This is a genomic window from Pseudomonadota bacterium (genome assembly GCA_030859565.1).
GTDB lineage: Bacteria > Pseudomonadota > Gammaproteobacteria > JACCXJ01 > JACCXJ01 > USCg-Taylor.
Map to the genome: position 1 here is coordinate 1 of JALZJW010000068.1, position 20,503 is coordinate 20,503.

The window sequence follows — 20,503 nt, forward strand, 5'->3', positions numbered from 1 at the left end:
AGCGTGAAGTCAGTCGCCGCAGCCCCCTTAGACGGATTTCCATCAACCGACAGCACGACTTTATGCCCGAGAGCGACCTCCAGTTCGGGCGCCAGTCCCACTTCGACACGGACAGTGCCAATATTGTCCCAAATCGTCTCGTCATTGGCCGGCGCGAGTATTTCTACTTTCTTGTAACCGGCGAACTTCTCTTGCGGCGCTTCCTCGGGCGATTCGGACTCCTTCATCGGAGGGGCTTCATAGGTCTGCAGCTTGATCCCTTTGACCTCTTCCGCGCCCGGCTGCGGTTTATCGGAAAATTGTAGGTTGCCTTCCGCATCGGTCCATTTATAGACCGGCGCGTGGGCCATGCTGGTGATGACGAGCAGGCAGCAGAGGATGAGCAGGCGCATGCTGACAGCGTAGCCAACTTGTTGCCAAGCCGCAAGTCGATTAAATGCAAAGGGCCCGATAAAGGCCCTTCTTGCGCATCGTAGCAGCCTCTCCCTTAGACGCTATAGTACATATCGAACTCGACGGGATGGGTGGTCATGCGCAGGCGCGTCACCTCGTCCATTTTGAGTTTAATGTACGCATCGATCACATCGTCGGTGAACACACCGCCGGCCTTTAGAAACCCGCGATCGTTGTCGAGCGCCGCCAGTGCCTGGTCGAACGCGTGGCAAACCTTCGGGATCTCGGCCTCTTCCTCGGGCGGCAGATCGTAGAGGTCCTTGTCCATCGGTTCTCCGGGGTGGATCTTGTTGGCGATGCCGTCCAAGCCGGCCATGAGCATCCCCGTAAACGCCAGATAGGGGTTGGCGGTGGAATCCGGAAAGCGTATCTCGAGACGCCGGCCTTTGGGGCTGACGTCGTAAGGGATGCGTATCGAAGCCGACCGGTTTCGGGCCGAATAGGCGAGCATGACCGGCGCCTCGAAGCCCGGAACGAGCCGTTTGTAGCTGTTGGTCGAAGCATTGGTGATCGCGTTCAGCGCATGGGCGTGTTTGATGATTCCGCCGATATAGAAAAGCGCTATCTCCGAGAGCCCGGCATATCCGTCGCCCGCAAAGAGATTCTTGCCGCCTTTCGCCAGGGATTGGTGCACATGCATGCCGTTACCGTTGTCGCCGACTAAGGGCTTCGGCATAAACGTCGCGGTTTTTCCATACCCGTGCGCGACGTTGTGGACCACGTATTTCAAGATCTGCAACTCGTCGGCGCGCCGCACCAGCGTATTGAAGCGCGTGCCGATCTCGCACTGACCGGCAGTCGCTACCTCATGGTGATGCACCTCGGGCGTTACTCCCATCTTTTCCAGCATGAGGCACATCGATGAGCGTATATCCTGTAAAGAATCGACAGGCGGCACCGGGAAGTAACCGCCCTTGACGCCTGGGCGATGACCGATGTTGCCCTCGGAGAAGACTTTCTCCGAGTTCCAAGAAGACTCTTCCGAATCGATCTTATAGAAGGCGCCGGAAATATCCGCCCCCCAGCGCACATCATCGAACACGAAGAACTCCGGTTCGGGTCCAAAATAGGCGGCATCCGCGATCCCGATTGACTTCATATAGACTTCGGCGCGTTTGGCCAGAGAGCGCGGGCAGCGCGCGTAACCCTGTCCGGTCAAGGGCTCGATGACATCGCAACGGATGATGAGCGTGGTTTCATCGAAGAACGGATCGATGACCGCCGTCTCTGCCTCGGGCATCAACGTCATGTCGGATTCGTTAATACCCTTCCAACCGGCGATCGATGATCCGTCAAACATCTTACCGTCCTGGAAGAAACCAGCATCGATAAGCTTCGCGGGTATGGACACATGCTGTTCCTTACCGCGGGTATCGGTAAAACGCAGGTCGACGAATTTGACTTCTTGTTCTTTTATGAGTGTTAAGACCTTATCTGCGAACATGGGCTCTCCTCCAGCCAAGAGAGAATCTCTCATTGGGCTGCTGTCATTAGCACCACTGAATTTTAGAGGGCAGCAGTTTGCGCGCCATGCAGTAACTTAACTCGCGCGTCCATGATTTTCGCACGCGCTCGACCACCGACCGAAGACCACCGCGGCGCGCATTATGACATGGTATTCGTTCCTTACCGACTCTCTCGGTTCGTGCGGCAGGCTCAACCAATACCGATCTCAGAATGCACCAGAATAGTGCGTTCTAAAAACATCATGCTCCGCGAGGGGGCAAATGACTCGATAGCCCTCAGCGCCAGCCATAGGCGATCCAGTGTCTATCGGAAACGGGTTTAACGGTGAAGCCACGCAGGCCGGCACGGTCGATATGCGCGCGTACTTCTTCCGGTTCGTAGGCGGCCAAGAGGGAATTGAGAAAATCGCGTTGCAGGACCGGCGGTTCCCCCGCCGCGTATTGATCGACGAGACCCTCGGCCCGTGCGCGGTTCTCGGGCCGGCAGAGGTCCATCACAAACACGCGCCCGCCGCTACGGGTTAAAACATTGGCCGTATTCCATAGAATCAGCGGGTCGCTTAAGTGGTGCGACAAGCTATTTGAAATAACGATGTCATAGGCGGCGCGCAGGCCTGCCCGGCCCGGCAGCCGCTGATGCACCAGACAGACGCGACCGGTCAAGCCGTCTTGCCGCAAGCGCGCCTGCCCATACTTGAGCATCACCTCGGCGCCATCGACGCCGTCGATCGTCAATTGCGGAAAGGCGCACGCAAAGCGAGCGGTGACATCCGCCGGGCCGCATCCTAAATCGACCGCCGTGCCGTCCGTCGGGCTATGCGGAAACGCGAGTTTGAAATACGCCACGAAGCGCGAGTGCGGCTCGGAGAAATCGGCCTGCGCATAGGCGCGCGCCTGCCCCTCGTCATCCATAAGCTCGGGTTCCGGGATCCGGTCCATCAGGAAAGCGGCGCGATGATCTCACCCGCCATCAAATCAGCGATGATCTCACGCTTACGCGCGAGGTGCGGATGAGCTCCGTCCACCAGGATTTCGGCGGCGCGGGGGCGCGAGTTGTAGGTCGAGCTCATGCTGAAACCGTAGGCCCCGGCGGTGCGGACGGCGAGCAGATCGCCGGGCGCGATGGCGAGCGAACGGTCACGCCCGAGGAAATCGCCGGTCTCGCAAACGGGTCCGACGATGTCGTAGATTGCTTCGGCCCCCGCGCGCTTTTCTACCGGACTGATCTCTTGCCAAGCGTCGTATAGGGCCGGCCGAATGAGATCGTTCATGGCCGCATCCACCACGGCAAAGTGCTTATCGCCGACGCGTTTGAGGTATTCCACGCGCGTGAGCAACACCCCCGCGGGGCCGGCTACCGCCCGGCCCGGCTCGATGATCACGGCGTATTCGCGGTCGCGGAGCCGTGCGGCGATCGCCTGCCCATAGTCCGCGGGGTCCGGCGGAGATTCAGCGCGGTAGCGCACGCCCAACCCGCCGCCGAGGTCCAGATGCTGCAGCGCGATACCCTCACTTGCGAGCGCATCGGCGAGGATCAACAGACGCTCCAAGGCCTGCAGCAGCGGTTCCATGGAGGTGATCTGCGATCCGATATGATAAGCGATCCCGCGTATTTCCAGGTGCTCTAGCGCAGCCGCCCGCCGATAGGCCGCGACGGCCTCATCAGCGGCAACGCCGAATTTGTGAGCACTCTGTCCGGTTGAAATGTAAGGGTGCGTATCGGCGGCTATATCGGGATTGACGCGAATTGCGATCGGAGCGCGGCGGTTCATGGACGCGGCCACCTGGTTCAAGCGTTCGAGCTCCGCGACCGATTCGACGTTAAAACAATGGATCCCCACATCGAGCGCCCGGCGCATTTCATCCGCGCGTTTACCCACCCCGGCAAACACGATGCGGGCGGGATCGCCGCGCGCGCATAACACCCGTTCCAACTCGCCGCCGGAAACGATGTCGAATCCCGAGCCCAGGCGTGCCAGGAGATTCAAGATCGCAAGATTGGAATTGGCTTTGACCGCATAGCAGATAAGGTGCGGATGGGGATGCAGGGAGTGCTCGAACGCGCGCCAGGCGGTTTCGATCGCCGCGCGCGAGTAGACGTAGCATGGAGTGCAAAAGCGCGCGGCAATCTCCGCCAAAGGCACGTCCTCCGCATAAAGCTCATCACCGCGGTAGCTAAATGCGTCCATGCTGTTCGATCTTTTCCGGTTTATCGGGCAAATACAGGGGACCCTTTTGGCCGCAACCTGAATTGGTTAAGACAAGCAATAACATGAGAATAAATCCGGCGGTGCGGCTGAAGGATTTCATGCGGAGCTATCGAAGCAATTTCGATGGACGCACGGAGTGGTTCGCTCCGCCGGGCGTGAGTCTCACCGGTTGGCTGGAGCCGTTCGCCGGACCCCAGAGGGGCGGCGCGCCCGCGGGCGCCGGCTTCGCGGCATTTTGGTCATGGAAGGCGCCAAGATCTGAGCGTCGACGCGCGCCACCGGGATTTTATGGCCGATGAAGGCTTCGATCTCGGGTAAGGAATAGACATACTCTTCACAAGCGAAGCTGATCGCATCTCCGCTGACGCCTCCCCGTGCCGTACGCCCGATCCGGTGGACATAATCCTCGGCATTTTGCGGCAGATCGAAATTAATGACATGACTGACCTCGGGAATGTGTAATCCACGCGCGGCCACATCCGTGGCGATCAATGTCGACAGCTCGCCGCGCGCGAAGCGGCCAAGCAACGCTTGGCGCTGTTTCTGCGGTACGTCACCCGATAGAGCCTTTCCCGCAAGCCCGTTGGCATTGAGAGTAATCGATACCGTCTCGGCACCGCGCTTGGTGTTGACGAAGACCAGGACGCGCGGCGATTTGATCTGCTGCAATAAACCCAACAGCAACGCCAGCTTGTCCTTGCTCTCGATATGGTAGAGCCGCTGCGTTACCTGGTCGACCGTGACCTTGTCCGGGTCGATGACCACGATATGAGGGTTGTTCATGTGCTCGTAGGCCAGCTCGTGGACCCGCCACGACAAGGTGGCCGAGAACAGCAGTGTGAGTCGCTCGGGCGGCGGCGGCATGCGCCGCAACAAAAATCTAATATCGCGGATAAAGCCGAAATCAAACATCGCATCGGCCTCATCGAGCACCGTGACCTCGACGGCGCGAAAATCGACCGCCCGTTGTTTGTGGTAATCGATCAGGCGGCCGGGCGTGGCGATGAGCAGATCCGGCTTTTCCCCGAGCGCCGCTCGCTGCTTTTCGTAATCCACCCCGCCGTAGACCAAAGCAATGCGGAGCGCGGTAAAGCGGCTGATGAGCAAGGCATCGTGGTGAATTTGCAGGACCAACTCGCGCGTAGGCGCCACCACCACCGCGCGCGGCTGATTCGGCTTGCGATTCGGCGCGGGAGCGACGCACAAAAGCCTGTGCATCGCCGCGAGCAAGAAAGCAATGGTCTTGCCGGTGCCTGTTTGCGCCTGCCCCGCCACATCCTGTCCGTCGAGCGCCAGTGGCAGAGTTTGCGCTTGGATCGGCGTACAACATGCGAACCCGGCGTCGTTTAACCCGTCGAGCAGGCTCTGGGAAAGCCCAAGTTCGGCGAACGTGAGATGCGTGAGATGCGTTTTCTCCATCGTGTTAGTAATATTCCTGGACTTGCAATCAGCGCGTAATTAGCCTAAAAATGTCATTGTAGCCCATCGCCTGATGGCGCAATATAAAAGAGAACCCATGAGCGCTAATGTCGTCCATGTAACCGATACGAGTTTCGACGAAGAAGTGTTAAGGTCCGATGTGCCGGTTTTGGTGGATTATTGGGCACAATGGTGCGCGCCCTGCCGGATGATCGCCCCGATCCTCGATGAGATCTCCGAAGAGTATAAATCCAAAATCAAGGTGGCCAAGCTCAATATCGACGAAAATCCGCTGACGCCGCCCAAGTATGGCATTCGCGGAATTCCCACCTTGATGATGTTCAAGGAGGGGAACGTCGAGGCCACGAAGGTCGGCGCGTTATCGAAATCTCAATTGGCGGCCTTTATCAGCAGTTACATTTAAGGAAGCTCTGTAAAAGTGTCGCGAGCAAGCCCAGATGCGCGAAGCCGCGGAGCGAGTCGCGAGACATATCAGGTAGATAGGCGAGCGACGCGCGAGCACGCGACAAAGCAGATGGGCTGCGCAGTAACTTTTGCAGAGCTTCCTTAGCGCCTGTCTTACACATCCGGTTTCTTGAGGAATGCCTATGCAGGGCTAGACGGCATATTATCCGCGTGCTACGTTATTATTCGCAGCTAGGCGCACCTCTTAAGCGCTCCTTCCTAACGTTAGCTTTTCGTTGCAACACCACCGGGGGGCGATTTACGTTCATTGCTTCTCCCTCACATCAGGGATTATGAATCTAACAGAGCTTAAGCTAAAACCCGTATCGGAACTCATCGAGATCGGCGAAGGCATGGGTCTCGAAGGCGTGGCGCGCTCGCGCAAGCAAGACGTCATCTTCGGGATCCTCAAGGCGCATGCCAAGAAAGGCGAGGATATCTCCGGTAACGGTGTGTTGGAGATCCTTCAGGACGGGTTCGGGTTTCTGCGCTCCGGCGATAGCTCCTACCTCGCGGGTCCCGACGATATTTACGTCTCGCCGAGTCAGATCCGGCGATTCAACCTGCGCACCGGCGACACGATCTCGGGGAAAATCCGGCCGCCGAAGGACGGCGAACGCTACTTCGCGCTCCTCAAGGTCAACGAGATTAACTTCGAACCCCCGGAGGCGGCCAAGAATAAGGTCCTGTTCGAAAACCTCACCCCGCTGTTCGCGCACGAACGGCTGAAGCTCGAGATCGGCAACGGCACCACCGAGGACCTGACGCCGCGTGTCATCGATCTCGTGGCGCCGATCGGACGGGGCCAGCGAGGTCTCATCGTATCGCCGCCTAAAGCGGGCAAGACTGTGATGCTGCAAAGCATCGCGCACTCGCTTGAGCTCAACCATCCGGACTGCTACCTCATGGTGCTGCTGATCGACGAGCGTCCGGAGGAAGTCACGGAGATGGAGCGTTCCGTGAAGGGTGAAGTCATCTCGAGCACCTTCGATGAACCCGCTACCCGCCACGTGCAAGTGGCGGAAATGGTCATCGAGAAAGCCAAGCGTTTAGTCGAGCACAAAATCGATGTGGTTATTTTGCTCGACTCGATCACGCGCTTGGCGCGCGCGTACAATACCGTCGTGCCGGCCTCGGGCAAGGTGTTGACCGGCGGCGTGGACGCCAACGCCTTGCAAAAACCCAAGCGCTTCTTCGGGGCCGCCAGAAAGATCGAGGAAGGCGGGAGCTTGACGATTATCGCTACTGCCCTGATCGACACCGGCTCGCGTATGGACGATGTGATCTACGAGGAATTCAAAGGCACCGGGAATATGGAGATCCATCTCGACCGCAGGATCTACGAGAAACGCATCTTCCCGGCGATCAATATCAACCGCTCGGGGACGCGCCGAGAAGAATTGCTGACCGACAGTGATGAGCTGCAAAAGATGTGGATCCTGCGCAAGCTCCTCAACCCTATGGACGAGGTAGCGGCTATGGAGTTTCTCTTGGAGCGGCTCAAGGCTACGAAGACCAATCCCGAGTTCTTTGATTCGATGAGGCGGTGAGGCGTGGGTATTCCGTTAACTCCCTCTCCCGCCCCGCGATGACGATGCGGGACGTATACCCGTGTTATGTGGCGAACCGGCCCGAACAGCCCAACGGGGATCTCGAGGTCACCGACAAATACAGCGGCGAGGTAGCGGCCCGCGTGGCTCTGGCCGACGCGAAAACCATCGACCGCGCCATTCAGAAAACGGTCGAGGCCACCGGGCCCATGGCCCGCCTGCCCGCTTATGCGCGGGCCAAAGTGCTCCACCACTGCGTAAAGCGCTTCGAAAAGCGAGCCGAGGAGCTTGCGCTGCTCCTTTGTGTCGAGGCCGGAAAGCCCATTAAGGATAGCCGGGGCGAAGTCATGCGCCTCATCGATACGTTTCGGATTGCCGCCGAGGAAGCCACTCGAATGACGGGGGAGGTGCTTCCCTTGGACATTACTCCGCGCGCCAAAGGATATGTGGGGATGTGGAAGCGGGTGCCCATCGGGCCTTGCTCGTTCATATCCCCCTTCAACTTTCCGCTCAATCTAGCCGCCCATAAAGTAGCGCCTGCCATTGCCGCGGGTTGCCCTTTCGTTCTCAAGCCGGCGAGCCGAACCCCCTTGGGCGCTCTCATCATCGGAGAGGTGCTCGCCGAGACCGACTTGCCCGAAGGCGCTTTTTCGATCTTGCCCTGCCACCGGGACGGAGCCGGCCTGTTCACCGAGGATCCGAGGCTCAAGTTTCTGAGCTTCACGGGCTCTGCGGCCGTCGGATGGGGCCTCAAGGCGAAGGCGGGCAAGAAAAAGGTCACCCTCGAGTTGGGAGGCAACGCCGCTTGCCTCGTCGACGAGGACGCCGATCCCGAGGACGCCGTCGAGCGCATTATTTTCGGAGCGTTCTACCAATCCGGTCAGAGTTGCATCAGCGTACAACGAATCCTGATCCACGAAAGAATATACGAGGCTTTTCGATCCAAGCTCGTGGCCACCACCCAAAAATTGAAATGCGGTGATCCCAAGGATGAATCGACGTTCATCGGCCCGTTGATTTCCGATGCGGAAGCCACGCGTCTGGACGGCTGGATTCAAGATGCAGTGAAAGCGGGCGCACGTCTTTTGTGCGGAGGCCAGCGGCGGGGGGCGATGCTGGAGCCCACCCTGTTGGAAAACGTGCCCAAGACCGAGGACGTGTGCACGCAGGAGGCGTTCGGGCCGGTGGCGGTGCTGGCTCCTTTTCGATCGTTCGAGGCGGCCCTGGACGAAATCAACGATAGTGAATTTGGGCTGCAGGCCGGACTCTTCACGCGCGATCTCTACAAAGCCCACCGCGCCTGGGAGCGGCTCGATGTGGGTAGCGTGGTCATCGGTGACGTTCCCTCGTGGCGCGTGGATCACATGCCCTATGGCGGCGTGAAAGACAGCGGACTAGGTAGGGAGGGCGTGCGTTTCGCCATGGAAGACATGACCGAAATTCGTCTCTTGGTTGTGCGCACTCCGCCGAAAGACCAGTAGGGACGAGCGAAATGGTAGCCTTTTCTGGCTCTTCCGCAGAATTTGTAGGTCAGTGGAGAAGCGGTCTGGCAATGATCGCATGATAATCTGTGTCTGTTTATTTAGACCTGGCCACGAGTTTTCGGGTTCGAGATCTCGAGGCAAGGGCGCTACGGTTAACTCCCTCTCCCTCCGGGAGTTAACGGAATACCCATAGATTCTGCCGACGAGCCCCTTTTCTTAGGCGACCTCATGCGGCCTGCTAGACGGGATTATGAGCGGGCCTTGCGGGTGTTCGAAGCGAACGAACTCAACGATCTGCCCGGCGACGGAGGCCACACCCCGATGGCGGTCCGTGCCGTCGGTGCTGAACTCAAAGCGGTACCAGCGGTGCACCAAAAAATGGCCTCGCGCGTCACGCTTGAGTCTGGTATGAGCGAGCGCCACGGTCTCTTCGAGTAGCTGAATATCCAATTCGCGGCAGGCATCGCGACAATATTTCAGGGTTTGCTCCCGTGTCCGCGCTGAATCGTTCCAGAACCATATCCCAACGGCCAGCACTAGGAGAGCGATCGTATCCGCCACAAGAGTTCCTAAACGTAGGTGCGCGTTCCGAGGTCGCTTTGCGCGGGTAAGACAGTATCGACGCAACCCTCGCACGCACGCGGTTATCGCGTTGTCACGGGGTGATGATATCACCCGTTGGCGGCAACGACATGCGTACGATGAGATCGGCGTGGTTATTCTTTGGACTGTTCACCCGCGTGCTCACGGGATAGGCTTCCATGCGCTCGCTCGGATAAGGCGCGAGCAGCGGTTTGAGCTGAACGGGATCGGCCAACTCGGGATCCATCCAGGTATCGTAGTGCTCAGGTGAGAGGATGACCGGCATCCGGTCGTGAATATCCCGAAGGGCCTCGGCCGCATCGGTGACGATGATGCTGCACGAATCGATACGCTCGTCCCCGCGTTCCCAGGGCTCCCAAAGACCCGCAAACGCGAACGGCGCGGCATCTTTGAGCCGTATGAAGTAGGGGGTGCGCTCGAGCTTTTTCCATTCGTAGTAACCATCGCTCCCGATGAGGCAGCGCCGGTGCCGAATGGCATGCCGGAAGGCCGGCTTAGTATCCACCGTCTCGGCGCGCGCATTGATCGTGCTGTAAGGCGTTTTTGGCTCCTTAGACCAGGATGGAATCAGGCCCCAATGGTGTAGCGCGAGCTCCCGGCCTCCCCCCTCGCCATTGCGCGCGACGAGCACCGGTTGGGAGGGAGCAACGTTGTAGCTTCGCGCAAGGTTCAGCATCCCGCGCGCCCCGAACAGCTCCGCAAAGATCTCGGGCGAAGAATAACGCACGAAGCGACCACACATAGACCCGCTTACCCGCTGAGGCATTCCGGTTGCGAACGACACGACATAGCGTGAGCCTGGCGGCGTGACGCGATAATTCGTGACATGAGGATGCGTGCGTAGCTAGAAGGCGTGAGTCGCACTTGAGCACGTCACGCATTTAGTATTTTCCGCAGCCAGGCGCCGATATCGCCGATTTCCTGCGGGCAGACCGAGTGCGGCATCGGATACTGGTGCCACTCGACGGAATAGCCGAGCCCGACCAGAAAGGTCTTCGAACCCGCGCCCATCGTCAGCGGCACGACCGGGTCGTAGAGGCCGTGGGCCATGAAGATGGGCGTTCCTTTGTTGGCCGCCGGCGCTTCCTGCGGCAGCGACTCCGCGAGCGGCAGGTAGGCCGACAGCGCCACCACGCCCGCGAGCGTATCGGGGTGGCGCAGCCCGGTCTGCAGCGCGATCGCGCCGCCCTGCGAGAATCCGGCGAGCACGATCCGCGACGCGGCGACCCCGCGCTTTCCTTCGCGATCGATCAGGGCGTTGATCTGCGCTTGCGATTCGCGGACGCCCCGCTCGTCGGTGCGGCGCGACGTGCCTTCGAGATCGCCGAAGGAGACGTCGTACCAGGCGCGCATGACGGCGCCCCCGTTAATAGTCACCGGCCGCATCGGCGCGTGAGGGAACACGAAACGGAGCGCCGGCGCCGCGTCGAGCCCGAGCTCGTCCACGATAGGCACAAAATCGCCGCCGTCGGCGCCCAAGCCGTGCATCCAGATGACGCTGGCCGAGGGGTTCTGGCCGGTCTCTATCTCGATGGCGTCCAGTAGTCCTGACATAAGCAAGGCGCGGGTCGTCGTTCGTGAGTCGTGATCCGACCTGCGCTTTCCCATGAAGAACGGCATCTTATTCGAGGCGAGCTGGCGTGCCTCGGTGCTCACGCTTCATACTCTTGAGCCGCATCGAGGCGCACGCTGCCGTCATCCCCGAAGGTGAGCGTAATTAGATTAGGCCGGCAGCAGACCGCGCAGTCCTCGGTGAAGGTCTGGCGGCGTCCCCCGCTCGGGTCCAGCAAAACGTCGTTGTTCTCGCCGCAGAACGCACAACTGTATGTCACGATCCTCATTCTACACGCTATCATGTCCTGCAAGGAGACCCTCTCCCGGGGTGTACCGTTGATGCAGAATGCTTATAGAAGCGCCGAGCGCGCCAAATCGCCTTCCGAGTACTGTAATTGTCTGCACCGTGCGCTTAATTCGTCGAAAAAGCGATGCACGGTTTCAAGCTGTGCTGCGACCGTTTCCAGCGTATTCATGTGAGCGCGGAAGGCGGCGGAGCCGACCAAGCCCTTGGTGTACCAGGAGATGTGCTTACGCGCCACGCGCACGCCGGTGAAGGTTCCGTAGAACGAATACAGGTCATCCAGGTGACCGAGCAGTATGCGATGGATTTCCTCAACCTGCGGCGGCGGCAGCTCCATGCCGGTCTTAAGGTAGTGCTCGATCTCGCGGAAAATCCATGGACGGCCCTGCGCCGCGCGGCCGATCATCACCGCATCGGCGCCGGTGTATTCGAGAACGTGTTTCGTTTTCTGCGGCGTAGCGATGTCGCCGTTGGCGATCACGGGAATTTTCACCGATTGTTTAACCGCCCTGATGGTGTCGTACTCGGCGTCGCCCATGTACATGCAGGTGCGCGTGCGGCCATGGATCGCGAGTGACCGAATGCCCGAGTGCTCGGCGATCCTGGCGACAGTGAGCGCATTCTTATTGTCCTTGTTCCAGCCGGTACGGATCTTCAAGGTGACGGGAACGCTCACCGCTTTGACGACGGCCTCGAGAATGCGCGCCACCAGCGCTTCGTTCTGCAGCAGCGCGGAGCCGGCGTAGACATTGCAGATTTTCTTGGCCGGGCAGCCCATGTTGATATCGATGATCTGGGCGCCGCTGTCGACGTTGTACCGCGCGGCTTCGGCAAGCATGCCCGGATCGGCGCCGGCGATCTGGATCACCTTGGGCTCGACCTCGCCTTCATGGTTACCGCGGCGGATGGTTTTCTCCGATCCCCATAACAGAGAGTTGGACGCGACCATCTCCGAGACCGCCATACCGGCACCCATCCGTTTGCAGAGCTGACGGAAAGGCCGATCGGTCACGCCCGCCATGGGCGCAACGATCAGATTGTTCTTAAGACGGATGGAACCGATCTGCATGGGGTCAAAAAAACTCTCCCGGCAAAAAACGTACGCAGAAACTGCTCTTGCTCACCATCAATGCGCGCCGGCCTCGTTGCCCCAAATCTCTTGCAGCCGCGTCTCTCGCCCGCAAGTGTGGCGGTAGTAGCGATAGCGCAGGGGATTCTTCTTGTAGTAGTCCTGGTGATAGTCCTCGGCCGGGTAAAAGATTTCGGCGGCGACGATCTGGGTCTGGATCGGGCTCTTTAGTTTGCCGACCCTTTCCAGCTCTGCCTTGCTCTCATCGGCCAGTTTCTTCTGTGTTTCGTCATGCGTAAAAATTGCGGTGCGGTATTGCGGACCGCCGTCGCAGAACTGGCGGTCCTTGACCGTGGGATCGACACTGCGCCAGTACACGTAAAGCAGCCTCTGGTAGCTGACTCTGGCCGGATCGAACACGATCTCCACGGCTTCAGCATGACCGGTGGCGCCGGCAGAGACTTCCTCGTAACTGGGATCGGGTTTGCTGCCGCCGATGTAGCCGGAGACGGCCGAGATCACGCCGGGCACTTTCTCGAAGTCAGATTCGGTGCACCAGAAGCAACCGCCGGCAAACGTAGCCTTGGCGGTGGCCGCCGAACCGGCGCCGGAGAAGCCGGCGTACAGCGCCAGCACGACGGCAGCGGCGGTACGCTTGACTGGCGGGTTCATGTCAGGTCCTCAGCTCAGGCAGCGGCTCGCCTGCCGGCACGAAGCGCAGCGCGACGCCGTTGTTGCAGTAGCGCAGACCGGTAGGCGCGGGGCCGTCGTCGAACACATGACCCTGGTGGCCCTCGCAGCGAGTGCAGTGGTACTCGGTGCGCGGCCAGATCAGCTTGTAATCAATCCGCGTGGCGACACGGCCCGGCAACATGTCGAAGAAGCTGGGCCAGCCGGTGCCGCTCTCGAACTTGTGCCTGGCGTCGAACAGCGGCAGGTAACAGGCGGCGCAGAGGAACAGGCCCGGACGCTTCTCGCCGTTGAGCGGGCTGCTGCCGGGACGCTCTGTGTCTTCCTCGAACAGCACCTGGTACTGCTCGCGGCTGAGGAGTTTCTTCCACTCGTCTTTGGATTTCATCAGCTTGCTGACTTTAGCTTTGGACTCGGCGGCAGCGGCATGCACGGAAGCGATGCCCAATCCCAACGTGGCGCCGATACCGGCGAGGGTGCGCAGAAAATTTCGTCTGTTCATGAGCTGAGGTTACGTCGAAACTGCCGTATGGACGCACGCGCAGGGCCTTTAGTTCCCCCACAGAGACGAGCCCCCGGGAGAGGGGCACTCTGTTGCTTCGTCAGCGTGTCCGTACCCCGCGCAGACGCAGAGCGTTGGTGATGACGCACGCCGAGCTCAGGCTCATGGCCAACGCGGCGATCATGGGAGAGAGCAGCCATCCGGTGAGCGGATAGAGGAGCCCGGCGGCCAGCGGCACGCCGAGCGCGTTGTAGACGAAGGCGAAGCCGAGGTTTTGCTTCATGTTGGCGACGGTGGCTTCGGATAGCGCGCGCGCGTGCGCGATGCCGCGCAGGTCGCCCTTCACGAGCGTGACCTCTGCGCTGCTCATGGCCACGTCCGTGCCCGTGCCCATGGCGATGCCCACGTCGGCCTTGGCCAGGGCCGGCGCGTCGTTAATCCCGTCGCCAGCCATGGCGACGACTCTGCCTTCCTTCTGCAGGCGCTCGACGAGCACGAGCTTGTCCGCCGGCTTCACCTCGCCATGCACCTCGTCGATGCCCAGGCGGCCGGCGACCGCGCGGGCGGTGGTCAGCCCGTCACCCGTGGCCATCACCACGCGGAGGCCGGCGCCCTTCAGCATGGCCAGAGCTTCGGAAGTGCTGGACTTGATCGGGTCCGACACGGCCAGAAGGCCCATCAAGCGGCCATCGACCCCCAGGTGCATCACGCTGGCGCCCTCGGCACGCAGAGCTTCTGCCTGGGAGGTCAGGCTGTCCACTGCGACGCCGAGCTGGTTCATGAGCGTCGTGTTGCCGAGCGCGAGCTCGCGGCCCGCCACCCGTCCGCGCACTCCGATGCCCGAGCCCGACTCGAACGTCTCGGGCCTGTCGAGCGCGAGACCGCGCTCGCGGGCGGCGCGCACGATGGCGTCCGCCAGCGGATGCTCGCTGCCCTGGTCCAGGCTCGCCGCCAGCCGCAGGATCTCGTCTGCTTGCACCCCATCGATGGGCACGGCGCGGTCGAAGGCGGGCTTGCCTTCGGTGAGCGTACCGGTCTTGTCCACGATCAAGGTATCGACCGTGCGAAGGCGCTCGATGGCGGCGGCGTCGCGGAACAGTACGCCCTCGGTCGCCGCCTTGCCGGTGGCCACCATGATCGACATGGGCGTGGCCAGCCCCAGCGCGCAGGGACACGCGATGATGAGGACCGCCACCGCGTTGACCAGGCCGTAGACCCAGCTTGGCTCGGGACCCAGGAAGCCCCAGACGAGGAAGGTCGCAAGGGCGATGGCGACCACCACCAGGACGAACCAGCCGGCGACTCTGTCCGCCATGCGCTGCATCGGCGCCCTGGATCGCTGCGCCTGCGCGACCATCTGCACGATCTGCGCGAGCATCGTCTGCGCGCCGACCCTTTCGGAGCGCATGACGAGCGCCCCGCTGGTGTTGAGCGTGGCGCCGATCAGTTTGTCGCCCGGGCCCTTGGTGACCGGCAGCGGTTCGCCGGTCAGCATGGATTCGTCTACTGCGCTCTGGCCCTCGATCACCACGCCGTCCACGGGCACCTTCTCGCCAGGTCGGACTCGTAGGGCATCGCCAACGTGCACGTGAGTGAGGGCCACGTCCTCCTCGTTGCCGTCGGCGTTGATCCGGCGCGCGGTCTTCGGCGAAAGTCCGAGCAGCGACTTGATGGCGGCAGAGGTCCGCGAGCGCGCCTTGAGCTCGAGGAGCTGGCCCAGCAACGTGAGCGAGATGATGACGACCGCGGCCTCAAAGTACACCGCCACCCGTCCCATCGACACGAACGAATCCGGGAACACGCCGGGCGCGACCGTCGCGACGACACTGTATGCGAACGCCGACGCAGTCCCGAGCCCGATCAGCGTCCACATGTTTGGACTGCGGGTTCCGATCGACTGCACGGCGCGCACGAAGAAAGGCCAACCTGCCCAGAGGACGACCGGCGCCGACAGGACGAGCTCGATCCAGCTCTGCGACGCCATGTCGAACCACTCGAGCTGATGGCCGAACATCGCCAGCACGGTGACGATGACCGTGAGCGGCAGGGTCCACCAGAAGCGCCGCCGGAAGTCGGCGAGCTCGGGATTCTCTTCGTTCTCGACGCTCGGCAGCTCGGGCTCGAGCGCCATCCCGCACTTCGGGCACGCTCCCGGGTGGTCCTGCCGGACTTCCGGATGCATCGGGCACGTGTAGACGGTGGCTGCCGAGGCGGGCGCGGGTGCCGCGGCAGGCTCGGGGGCCAGGTACTTGAGCGGGCTGGCGGCGAATTTCGCCCTGCACTTCTCGCTGCAGAAGAAATAGGTCCGGCCCGCATGCTCGTGCCGATGCGGCGACTCGGCCGTGACGCTCATGCCGCACACGGGATCCTTCAACGAGGACTCGGATCGTGAGAGCGCATGATGGTCGCCGTGCCCACCGTGATGATCGTGTCCGCGTTGCTCCATTACGTCGCGCCCACGAACTTTACGGCCGATGATTCTTGCCATGGTCTCGACCTCGATCTCCTATGCCGGAAAGTTCGCGAAGAGGACGTTGAGGCCCTCGGCCATCGGGTGCGTGAGGATCGCGTCGCGCAAACCGCCGGGCGCTGTCGTCTGCAGATGCTCGTCGGCCGTTACGCTGCGCAGCGCGAGCATCCACCAGGAGTTGGATAGGAGTCGTTGCATGAGTCGAGCCTCCCTGGTTAGGAATTGTCTGTACCCGGATTTCTTCAGCGACGCGGTGCGATTTTCCAGAGCTCGCCGTTCGCCTCGTCCGTGAGCACGTACAGCGCGCCGTCCGGGCCTTGCCGCACGTCGCGCACGCGCTGACCGCGGTCGGCGAGGAGGTGCTCCTCGCCGGTCACGCGATCGTTCTCGAGGGTCAGCCGCACGAGCCTCTTGTCTTTGAGGCTGCCGACGAAGAGACTGCCGCGCCACGCCGGGAAGGCGTCGCCCGTGTAGAGCTGTGCGCCGGACGGTGCGATCACCGGATCCCAGTAGTAGACGGGCTGCTCGAAGCCGGGGCGATCGGTCACCGCCCCGCGGATCGGCAATCCAAAGTACTCCTCGCCGTACGCCACGAGCGGCCAGCCGTAGTCCTTGCCTTTGACGATCAGGTTCAGCTCGTCCCCGCCCCTCGCACCATGCTCCACCACCCAGAAGCGTCCCTGTGGATCGAACGCGGCGGCCTGCACGTTTCGGTGGCCAATCGTCCATATCTCAGGCAGCGCTTTAGGCTTTCCGACGAAGGGGTTGTCGGTCGGCGCCGAGCCGTCCGGCCTGATGCGCAGGATCTTGCCCATGTGGCTGTCGAGCTGCTGCGCCTGCGGCCGCATCGGTGCGTCCGAGCGCTCGCCGAGCGTCACGTACAGCATCGCGTCCGGACCGAAGGCTAGCCGCGAGCCGAAATGTTTGTCGCCGTCGTAGGTCGGCATCGCGCGAAAGATCACGCGCACCTGCTCGAGGCGCCGCTGGTCGGCCGACAGCAACCCGCGCGCGATGGTGGTGCCGTTGCCTCCCTGTCGAAGCTCGGTGTAGCTCCAATAGATCGTCCGATCGGAATCGAATGCCGTGCTCAGCGCGACGTCGAGCAGGCCGCCCTGGCCGCGTGCATCGACGGCGGGCACGCCAGCAATCGGCTGCCCCAGTTCACCCGTTGCCGAGACTATGCGCAGGCGGCCGGGCTTCTCCGTGACCAGCAGGTCGCCGCCGGGGAGCGGCTCCACGGCCCACGGGTTCTCGAGTCCCTCCGCGAGCACGCTGACATCGAAGGCAACGTTCGATTGGATCGCGCACGCTCGTGTCTGGCCGGGGAACGCCGGGCGCTGGTCCGGCGCGTTCGGCTCGCGTGTTTCGAGCGGCATGCAGGCGGCCGCGCGGCCGGGAACGCTGTCGCTAGACGTCTGAGACCCGGCATTGTCCGCGGCCACGCCGGAGCGCTCGCTGCAGGCCGCGACCGCGGCAGCCAGAACGATCATCGAGATGAATTCTACGCGGGGAGTACGCATGGGCCCTCTCAGAATTAACAGTAGATAAAGAAGGATGGGAATACGTATTCTATCGTCACAACATCACCGCACATCGAGAGCGCGTAGATGGTGTCGTGATGGAGAGGCTATGGTCCACGGGCCTGCGGTGCAGGCAACCCTGCCGACGATAGAGCCTTGCGCAGCTCCTCCTCTTGGTCTTTCGTCAGGGATGTCTGGAGCACTCTTCCTTTGAACTGTTTCAGCCCTTCGAGCACCTTGTCGGCCGTAATCTTGCGAAACAGCACAAATAGCGCGGATGTTCCGGGTCTCAGTGTTGATCCGAGATCTTTCATGAAATTATCGGAAACGCCTATGTCGGAGAGAAACCCAGCGAGAGCGCCGCTTCCAGCCCCAACCGCTGCGCCCAGCAGCGGGCTTAGGAAAAACATCCCGATCAACATTCCCCAGAAGGTGCCTCCCACCGCACCGGCAGCGGTGAGATTAGCCGCTTGGTGCAATGTTACCTTGCTGTCGTCGTCTCGCGTTACAACAACGATGTCTTCCATTTCGATGAGATATTCCTTCTGCATTTTCGCCAACGCGCCACGCATCTCAAATGCCGTATGCTCATCGTTAAATCCAATGACGACTAAATCACTCATGATTTTCTCCTTGTCTAGAGGTCGATCAGAATTAATGCCATCGGTTAAAAAGAAACAGGTTGTAGCGCGGCCGAAGCAAGGATAGCACATCCCCTTTTCCTGTCGGTCAGGATCCGTTCCACAACGAGCGCTGCAGGCAGCTCTGCGCTAAGTCGCGGCAATAAGGATAGGATACTCAACGCGGTGTCGCAAGCGTGGTGTGTTCTCAGTGGGGGGAGGGAGTGATTGGGCGGGCCCGCGTCGGGTCGGGAACAGTTATTCGGCAGACCGCGGTGGAGTTGCGGGGCTCAGGGGTGAGATCTGGGCGGTATCCGGTGCCTCGTTTTTTTCGGGCTCGAATAACAGTGATCTAACTTAGCGGTAGACAATCGAAGTGTCGGGTCATCCGACGGCAGTTCGTGGTAGTATTGGCGGAATCCTTATTGCGGTACGCAGTGCCTCGACAAGCAATCTGCTCAAAGCGAGTGGGTTACGTCTTGCCCTGTGTTCGCCTTACGCAGGAGAAGACCATGCATGTGAGTTTTGACGAAGCACGTAGAGCAATTGAGGGTGCCTGCAAGAAGGCTGAGGAAATCGACACGAAGATGTGTATCGCCGTTGTCGATTCAGGTGGCAATCTGAAAGCCTTCATGCGAATGGACGATGCTTGGGTTGGCAGTATCGACGTGGCTATCAAAAAGGCAAAGACGGCGTTGTTTTTCGCGATGCCTACGGGTCAGATCGGTGAACTCTCTCAGCCCGGCGGTTCGCTCTTTGGGATCGAGCACTCTAACGAGGGTTTGATCACCTTCCCCGGTGGGATCCCCATCGTGGACAAAGACGGAGTAATGGTGGGAGGGATCGGCGTTAGCGGAAGTTCAGTGGATAATGATCAGACCGTAGCCAAGGCCGGGGTTCAAGTTCTTGGCGAATGGGACCTGCCGAAGCATCCGTGGCGAACCTGAGATAGATGACGATATAGCTTGAGGCGTTGCAGATGCGGTGTTAGTGCATGGGCACGACCATCCGATATCCGATGTCTCGAGCGTGGCATGGTCGACGATGCCCAGCGCGGCGACGTAGTCGAATGGGCGGCTGGAAACTCGAAGTCGCCGCGATGGACGGGCTGGGGGTCGAGCGCATCGTCGCGCGGCGCGCGCAGCCGGCCAATGCCGCCTGAGTTCGAAGCTCATCTGGCTTTGATCCGCAGGCCGCTTGTGTCGAGAAATTCCCATGATTGATGCGAACCGGAAATGGCTGGATCTTCCCGTCGACGGCGGCCGCGATCACTGCCTGGGGGACACCGGGGCGGATATCACGCTCGTCGAATATGGCAGTTACGACTGCCCTTATTGCCGTGGCGCGCATGAAGTCGTCGCCAACCTGCGCGATCGTTTCGGCGACCGGATGCGCTATGCCTTCCGCCACCGCCCCATCACGGGCGACGACACCGCGCGCGAAGGCGCCGATTTCGCCGAGTACGCGCACGAGACCGCCGGCCAGTACTGGGAGGCCCACGACGCGCTGATTAAGCTCGGTCCAGCGCTCGCGCCGGAACATTTCGGCGTCACGGCAGCGCGACTCGGCTTGCCTCCGCGTGAGGGGCAGGGCGCTGAGGCCTGGCGCCGGGCGCAGGCGAAAGTCGAGGACGACATCGCGAGCGCGCGGCGCAGTGGCGCGCTCGTGTCGCCGACTTTCTTCATCAACGGCCGGCGCTACGAGGGACCCTGGGACGAGAACGCGCTGAGCGAGGCGATCCTCGGCTCGCTCGGCCACCGCCTGCAGACCGCCGCCCTGGATTTCGCGCGGTGGGCGCCGTCCACCGGGCTGCTGCTCCTGCTCGCGACGCTGCTCGCCGTCGTCCTCACCAATTCGCCGCTGGGACCGGGGTTCGAGGCCATCTGGCGCATGCCGTTCGGCCTGCTGGCGGGCGAGGTCGCGTTTCGCATGCCGCTGCACGACTGGATCAACGATGGCCTCCTCACCATATTCTTCCTCGTCATTGGCCTCGAGATCAAGTCTATTCCAATGCAAGATGAGTCTGAAGGGAGGGCTTATTTCTAATACAAGATGAGTCTGAAGTAAGGCGGCGACTGTTCATGATGGGAGGATGAAGACCATCATGAACGACGGACAATTAGA

At 61.1% G+C, this 20,503-nt stretch carries 22 protein-coding genes; 5 read left to right on the forward strand and 17 right to left on the reverse strand.

Annotated features, from left to right (window positions below):
• The 6 genes from M3436_11385 to M3436_11410 all read right to left on the reverse strand — a co-directional run.
• Window positions 1–392 (reverse strand): DUF4124 domain-containing protein (locus tag M3436_11385; protein ID MDQ3564707.1); only part of this gene is annotated, 392 nt, incomplete at its 3' end.
• A gap of 95 nt (window positions 393–487) precedes the next feature.
• Window positions 488–1,897: a glutamate--ammonia ligase gene (glnA, locus tag M3436_11390; GenBank protein MDQ3564708.1), complete on the reverse strand. Its 1,410-nt coding sequence runs from the start codon at window positions 1,895–1,897 to the stop codon at window positions 488–490.
• Between the two features lie 298 nt (window positions 1,898–2,195).
• The gene (locus tag M3436_11395; GenBank protein ID MDQ3564709.1) at window positions 2,196–2,858 is read right to left on the reverse strand and encodes a class I SAM-dependent methyltransferase; all 663 of its coding nucleotides are present in this window, start codon (window positions 2,856–2,858) and stop codon (window positions 2,196–2,198) included.
• On the reverse strand, window positions 2,858–4,108 hold the full coding sequence (lysA, locus tag M3436_11400; GenBank protein MDQ3564710.1) for a diaminopimelate decarboxylase: 1,251 nt from the start codon (window positions 4,106–4,108) through the stop codon (window positions 2,858–2,860). Before lysA ends, M3436_11395 begins: the two co-directional genes overlap by 1 nt.
• Window positions 4,095–4,193 (reverse strand): lipoprotein, encoded by a 99-nt coding sequence (locus tag M3436_11405; protein ID MDQ3564711.1) that lies wholly within the window; start codon window positions 4,191–4,193, stop codon window positions 4,095–4,097. The genes lysA and M3436_11405 overlap by 14 nt, the downstream gene beginning before the upstream one ends.
• A 98-nt stretch (window positions 4,194–4,291) precedes the next feature.
• A complete protein-coding gene (locus M3436_11410) occupies window positions 4,292–5,548 on the reverse strand; it encodes a DEAD/DEAH box helicase (GenBank protein ID MDQ3564712.1) in 1,257 nt (418 codons plus the stop codon).
• A gap of 97 nt (window positions 5,549–5,645) precedes the next feature.
• Here M3436_11410 and trxA point away from each other — a divergent pair, with 97 nt between their 5' ends.
• The 3 genes from trxA (at window position 5,646) to M3436_11425 (ending at window position 9,044) form a co-directional block, all read left to right on the forward strand.
• The gene (gene trxA / locus M3436_11415; GenBank protein MDQ3564713.1) at window positions 5,646–5,972 is read left to right on the forward strand and encodes a thioredoxin TrxA; all 327 of its coding nucleotides are present in this window, start codon (window positions 5,646–5,648) and stop codon (window positions 5,970–5,972) included.
• 334 nt (window positions 5,973–6,306) lie between these two features.
• Window positions 6,307–7,563, forward strand: a complete 1,257-nt coding sequence (rho, locus tag M3436_11420) for a transcription termination factor Rho (GenBank protein ID MDQ3564714.1) — start codon at window positions 6,307–6,309, stop codon at window positions 7,561–7,563.
• A gap of 38 nt (window positions 7,564–7,601) precedes the next feature.
• Entirely contained in the window at window positions 7,602–9,044 is a 1,443-nt protein-coding gene (locus M3436_11425; protein MDQ3564715.1) for an aldehyde dehydrogenase family protein, read from the forward strand.
• A 219-nt stretch (window positions 9,045–9,263) separates the two neighbouring features.
• Here M3436_11425 and M3436_11430 read toward each other — a convergent pair whose 3' ends face one another.
• From M3436_11430 to M3436_11480, 11 genes are all read right to left on the reverse strand, one after another.
• Window positions 9,264–9,608: a DUF3301 domain-containing protein gene (locus M3436_11430; GenBank protein ID MDQ3564716.1), complete on the reverse strand. Its 345-nt coding sequence runs from the start codon at window positions 9,606–9,608 to the stop codon at window positions 9,264–9,266.
• A gap of 94 nt (window positions 9,609–9,702) precedes the next feature.
• Window positions 9,703–10,392: an SOS response-associated peptidase gene (locus M3436_11435; protein ID MDQ3564717.1), complete on the reverse strand. Its 690-nt coding sequence runs from the start codon at window positions 10,390–10,392 to the stop codon at window positions 9,703–9,705.
• 131 nt (window positions 10,393–10,523) lie between these two features.
• Window positions 10,524–11,204 (reverse strand): alpha/beta hydrolase, encoded by a 681-nt coding sequence (locus tag M3436_11440; protein MDQ3564718.1) that lies wholly within the window; start codon window positions 11,202–11,204, stop codon window positions 10,524–10,526.
• 98 nt (window positions 11,205–11,302) lie between these two features.
• Window positions 11,303–11,491 (reverse strand): CPXCG motif-containing cysteine-rich protein, encoded by a 189-nt coding sequence (locus tag M3436_11445; GenBank protein ID MDQ3564719.1) that lies wholly within the window; start codon window positions 11,489–11,491, stop codon window positions 11,303–11,305.
• 63 nt (window positions 11,492–11,554) lie between these two features.
• Window positions 11,555–12,577 (reverse strand): tRNA dihydrouridine synthase DusB, encoded by a 1,023-nt coding sequence (gene dusB, locus M3436_11450; GenBank protein ID MDQ3564720.1) that lies wholly within the window; start codon window positions 12,575–12,577, stop codon window positions 11,555–11,557.
• A gap of 57 nt (window positions 12,578–12,634) precedes the next feature.
• Entirely contained in the window at window positions 12,635–13,249 is a 615-nt protein-coding gene (gene msrA, locus M3436_11455; GenBank protein ID MDQ3564721.1) for a peptide-methionine (S)-S-oxide reductase MsrA, read from the reverse strand.
• Between the two features lies 1 nt (window position 13,250).
• Window positions 13,251–13,769 carry a peptide-methionine (R)-S-oxide reductase MsrB gene (gene msrB / locus M3436_11460; GenBank protein ID MDQ3564722.1) on the reverse strand — a complete coding sequence of 173 codons (519 nt, stop codon included), beginning with the start codon at window positions 13,767–13,769 and terminating at the stop codon, window positions 13,251–13,253.
• 100 nt (window positions 13,770–13,869) lie between these two features.
• Window positions 13,870–16,215 (reverse strand): heavy metal translocating P-type ATPase, encoded by a 2,346-nt coding sequence (locus tag M3436_11465; GenBank protein ID MDQ3564723.1) that lies wholly within the window; start codon window positions 16,213–16,215, stop codon window positions 13,870–13,872.
• 60 nt (window positions 16,216–16,275) lie between these two features.
• On the reverse strand, window positions 16,276–16,437 hold the full coding sequence (locus M3436_11470) for a hypothetical protein (protein ID MDQ3564724.1): 162 nt from the start codon (window positions 16,435–16,437) through the stop codon (window positions 16,276–16,278).
• A gap of 44 nt (window positions 16,438–16,481) precedes the next feature.
• Entirely contained in the window at window positions 16,482–17,759 is a 1,278-nt protein-coding gene (locus tag M3436_11475; protein MDQ3564725.1) for a PQQ-dependent sugar dehydrogenase, read from the reverse strand.
• Window positions 17,760–17,866: 107 nt separating this feature from the next.
• Complete coding sequence (locus M3436_11480) at window positions 17,867–18,382, reverse strand: DUF1269 domain-containing protein (GenBank protein MDQ3564726.1); 516 nt, start codon at window positions 18,380–18,382, stop codon at window positions 17,867–17,869.
• Between the two features lie 509 nt (window positions 18,383–18,891).
• Between M3436_11480 and M3436_11485 the strand changes: the two genes are divergently transcribed.
• Window positions 18,892–19,326, forward strand: a complete 435-nt coding sequence (locus M3436_11485; GenBank protein MDQ3564727.1) for a heme-binding protein — start codon at window positions 18,892–18,894, stop codon at window positions 19,324–19,326.
• Between the two features lie 268 nt (window positions 19,327–19,594).
• On the forward strand, window positions 19,595–20,425 hold the full coding sequence (locus M3436_11490; protein ID MDQ3564728.1) for a Na+/H+ antiporter NhaA: 831 nt from the start codon (window positions 19,595–19,597) through the stop codon (window positions 20,423–20,425).
• The last annotated feature ends 78 nt before the right edge of the window (window positions 20,426–20,503 follow it).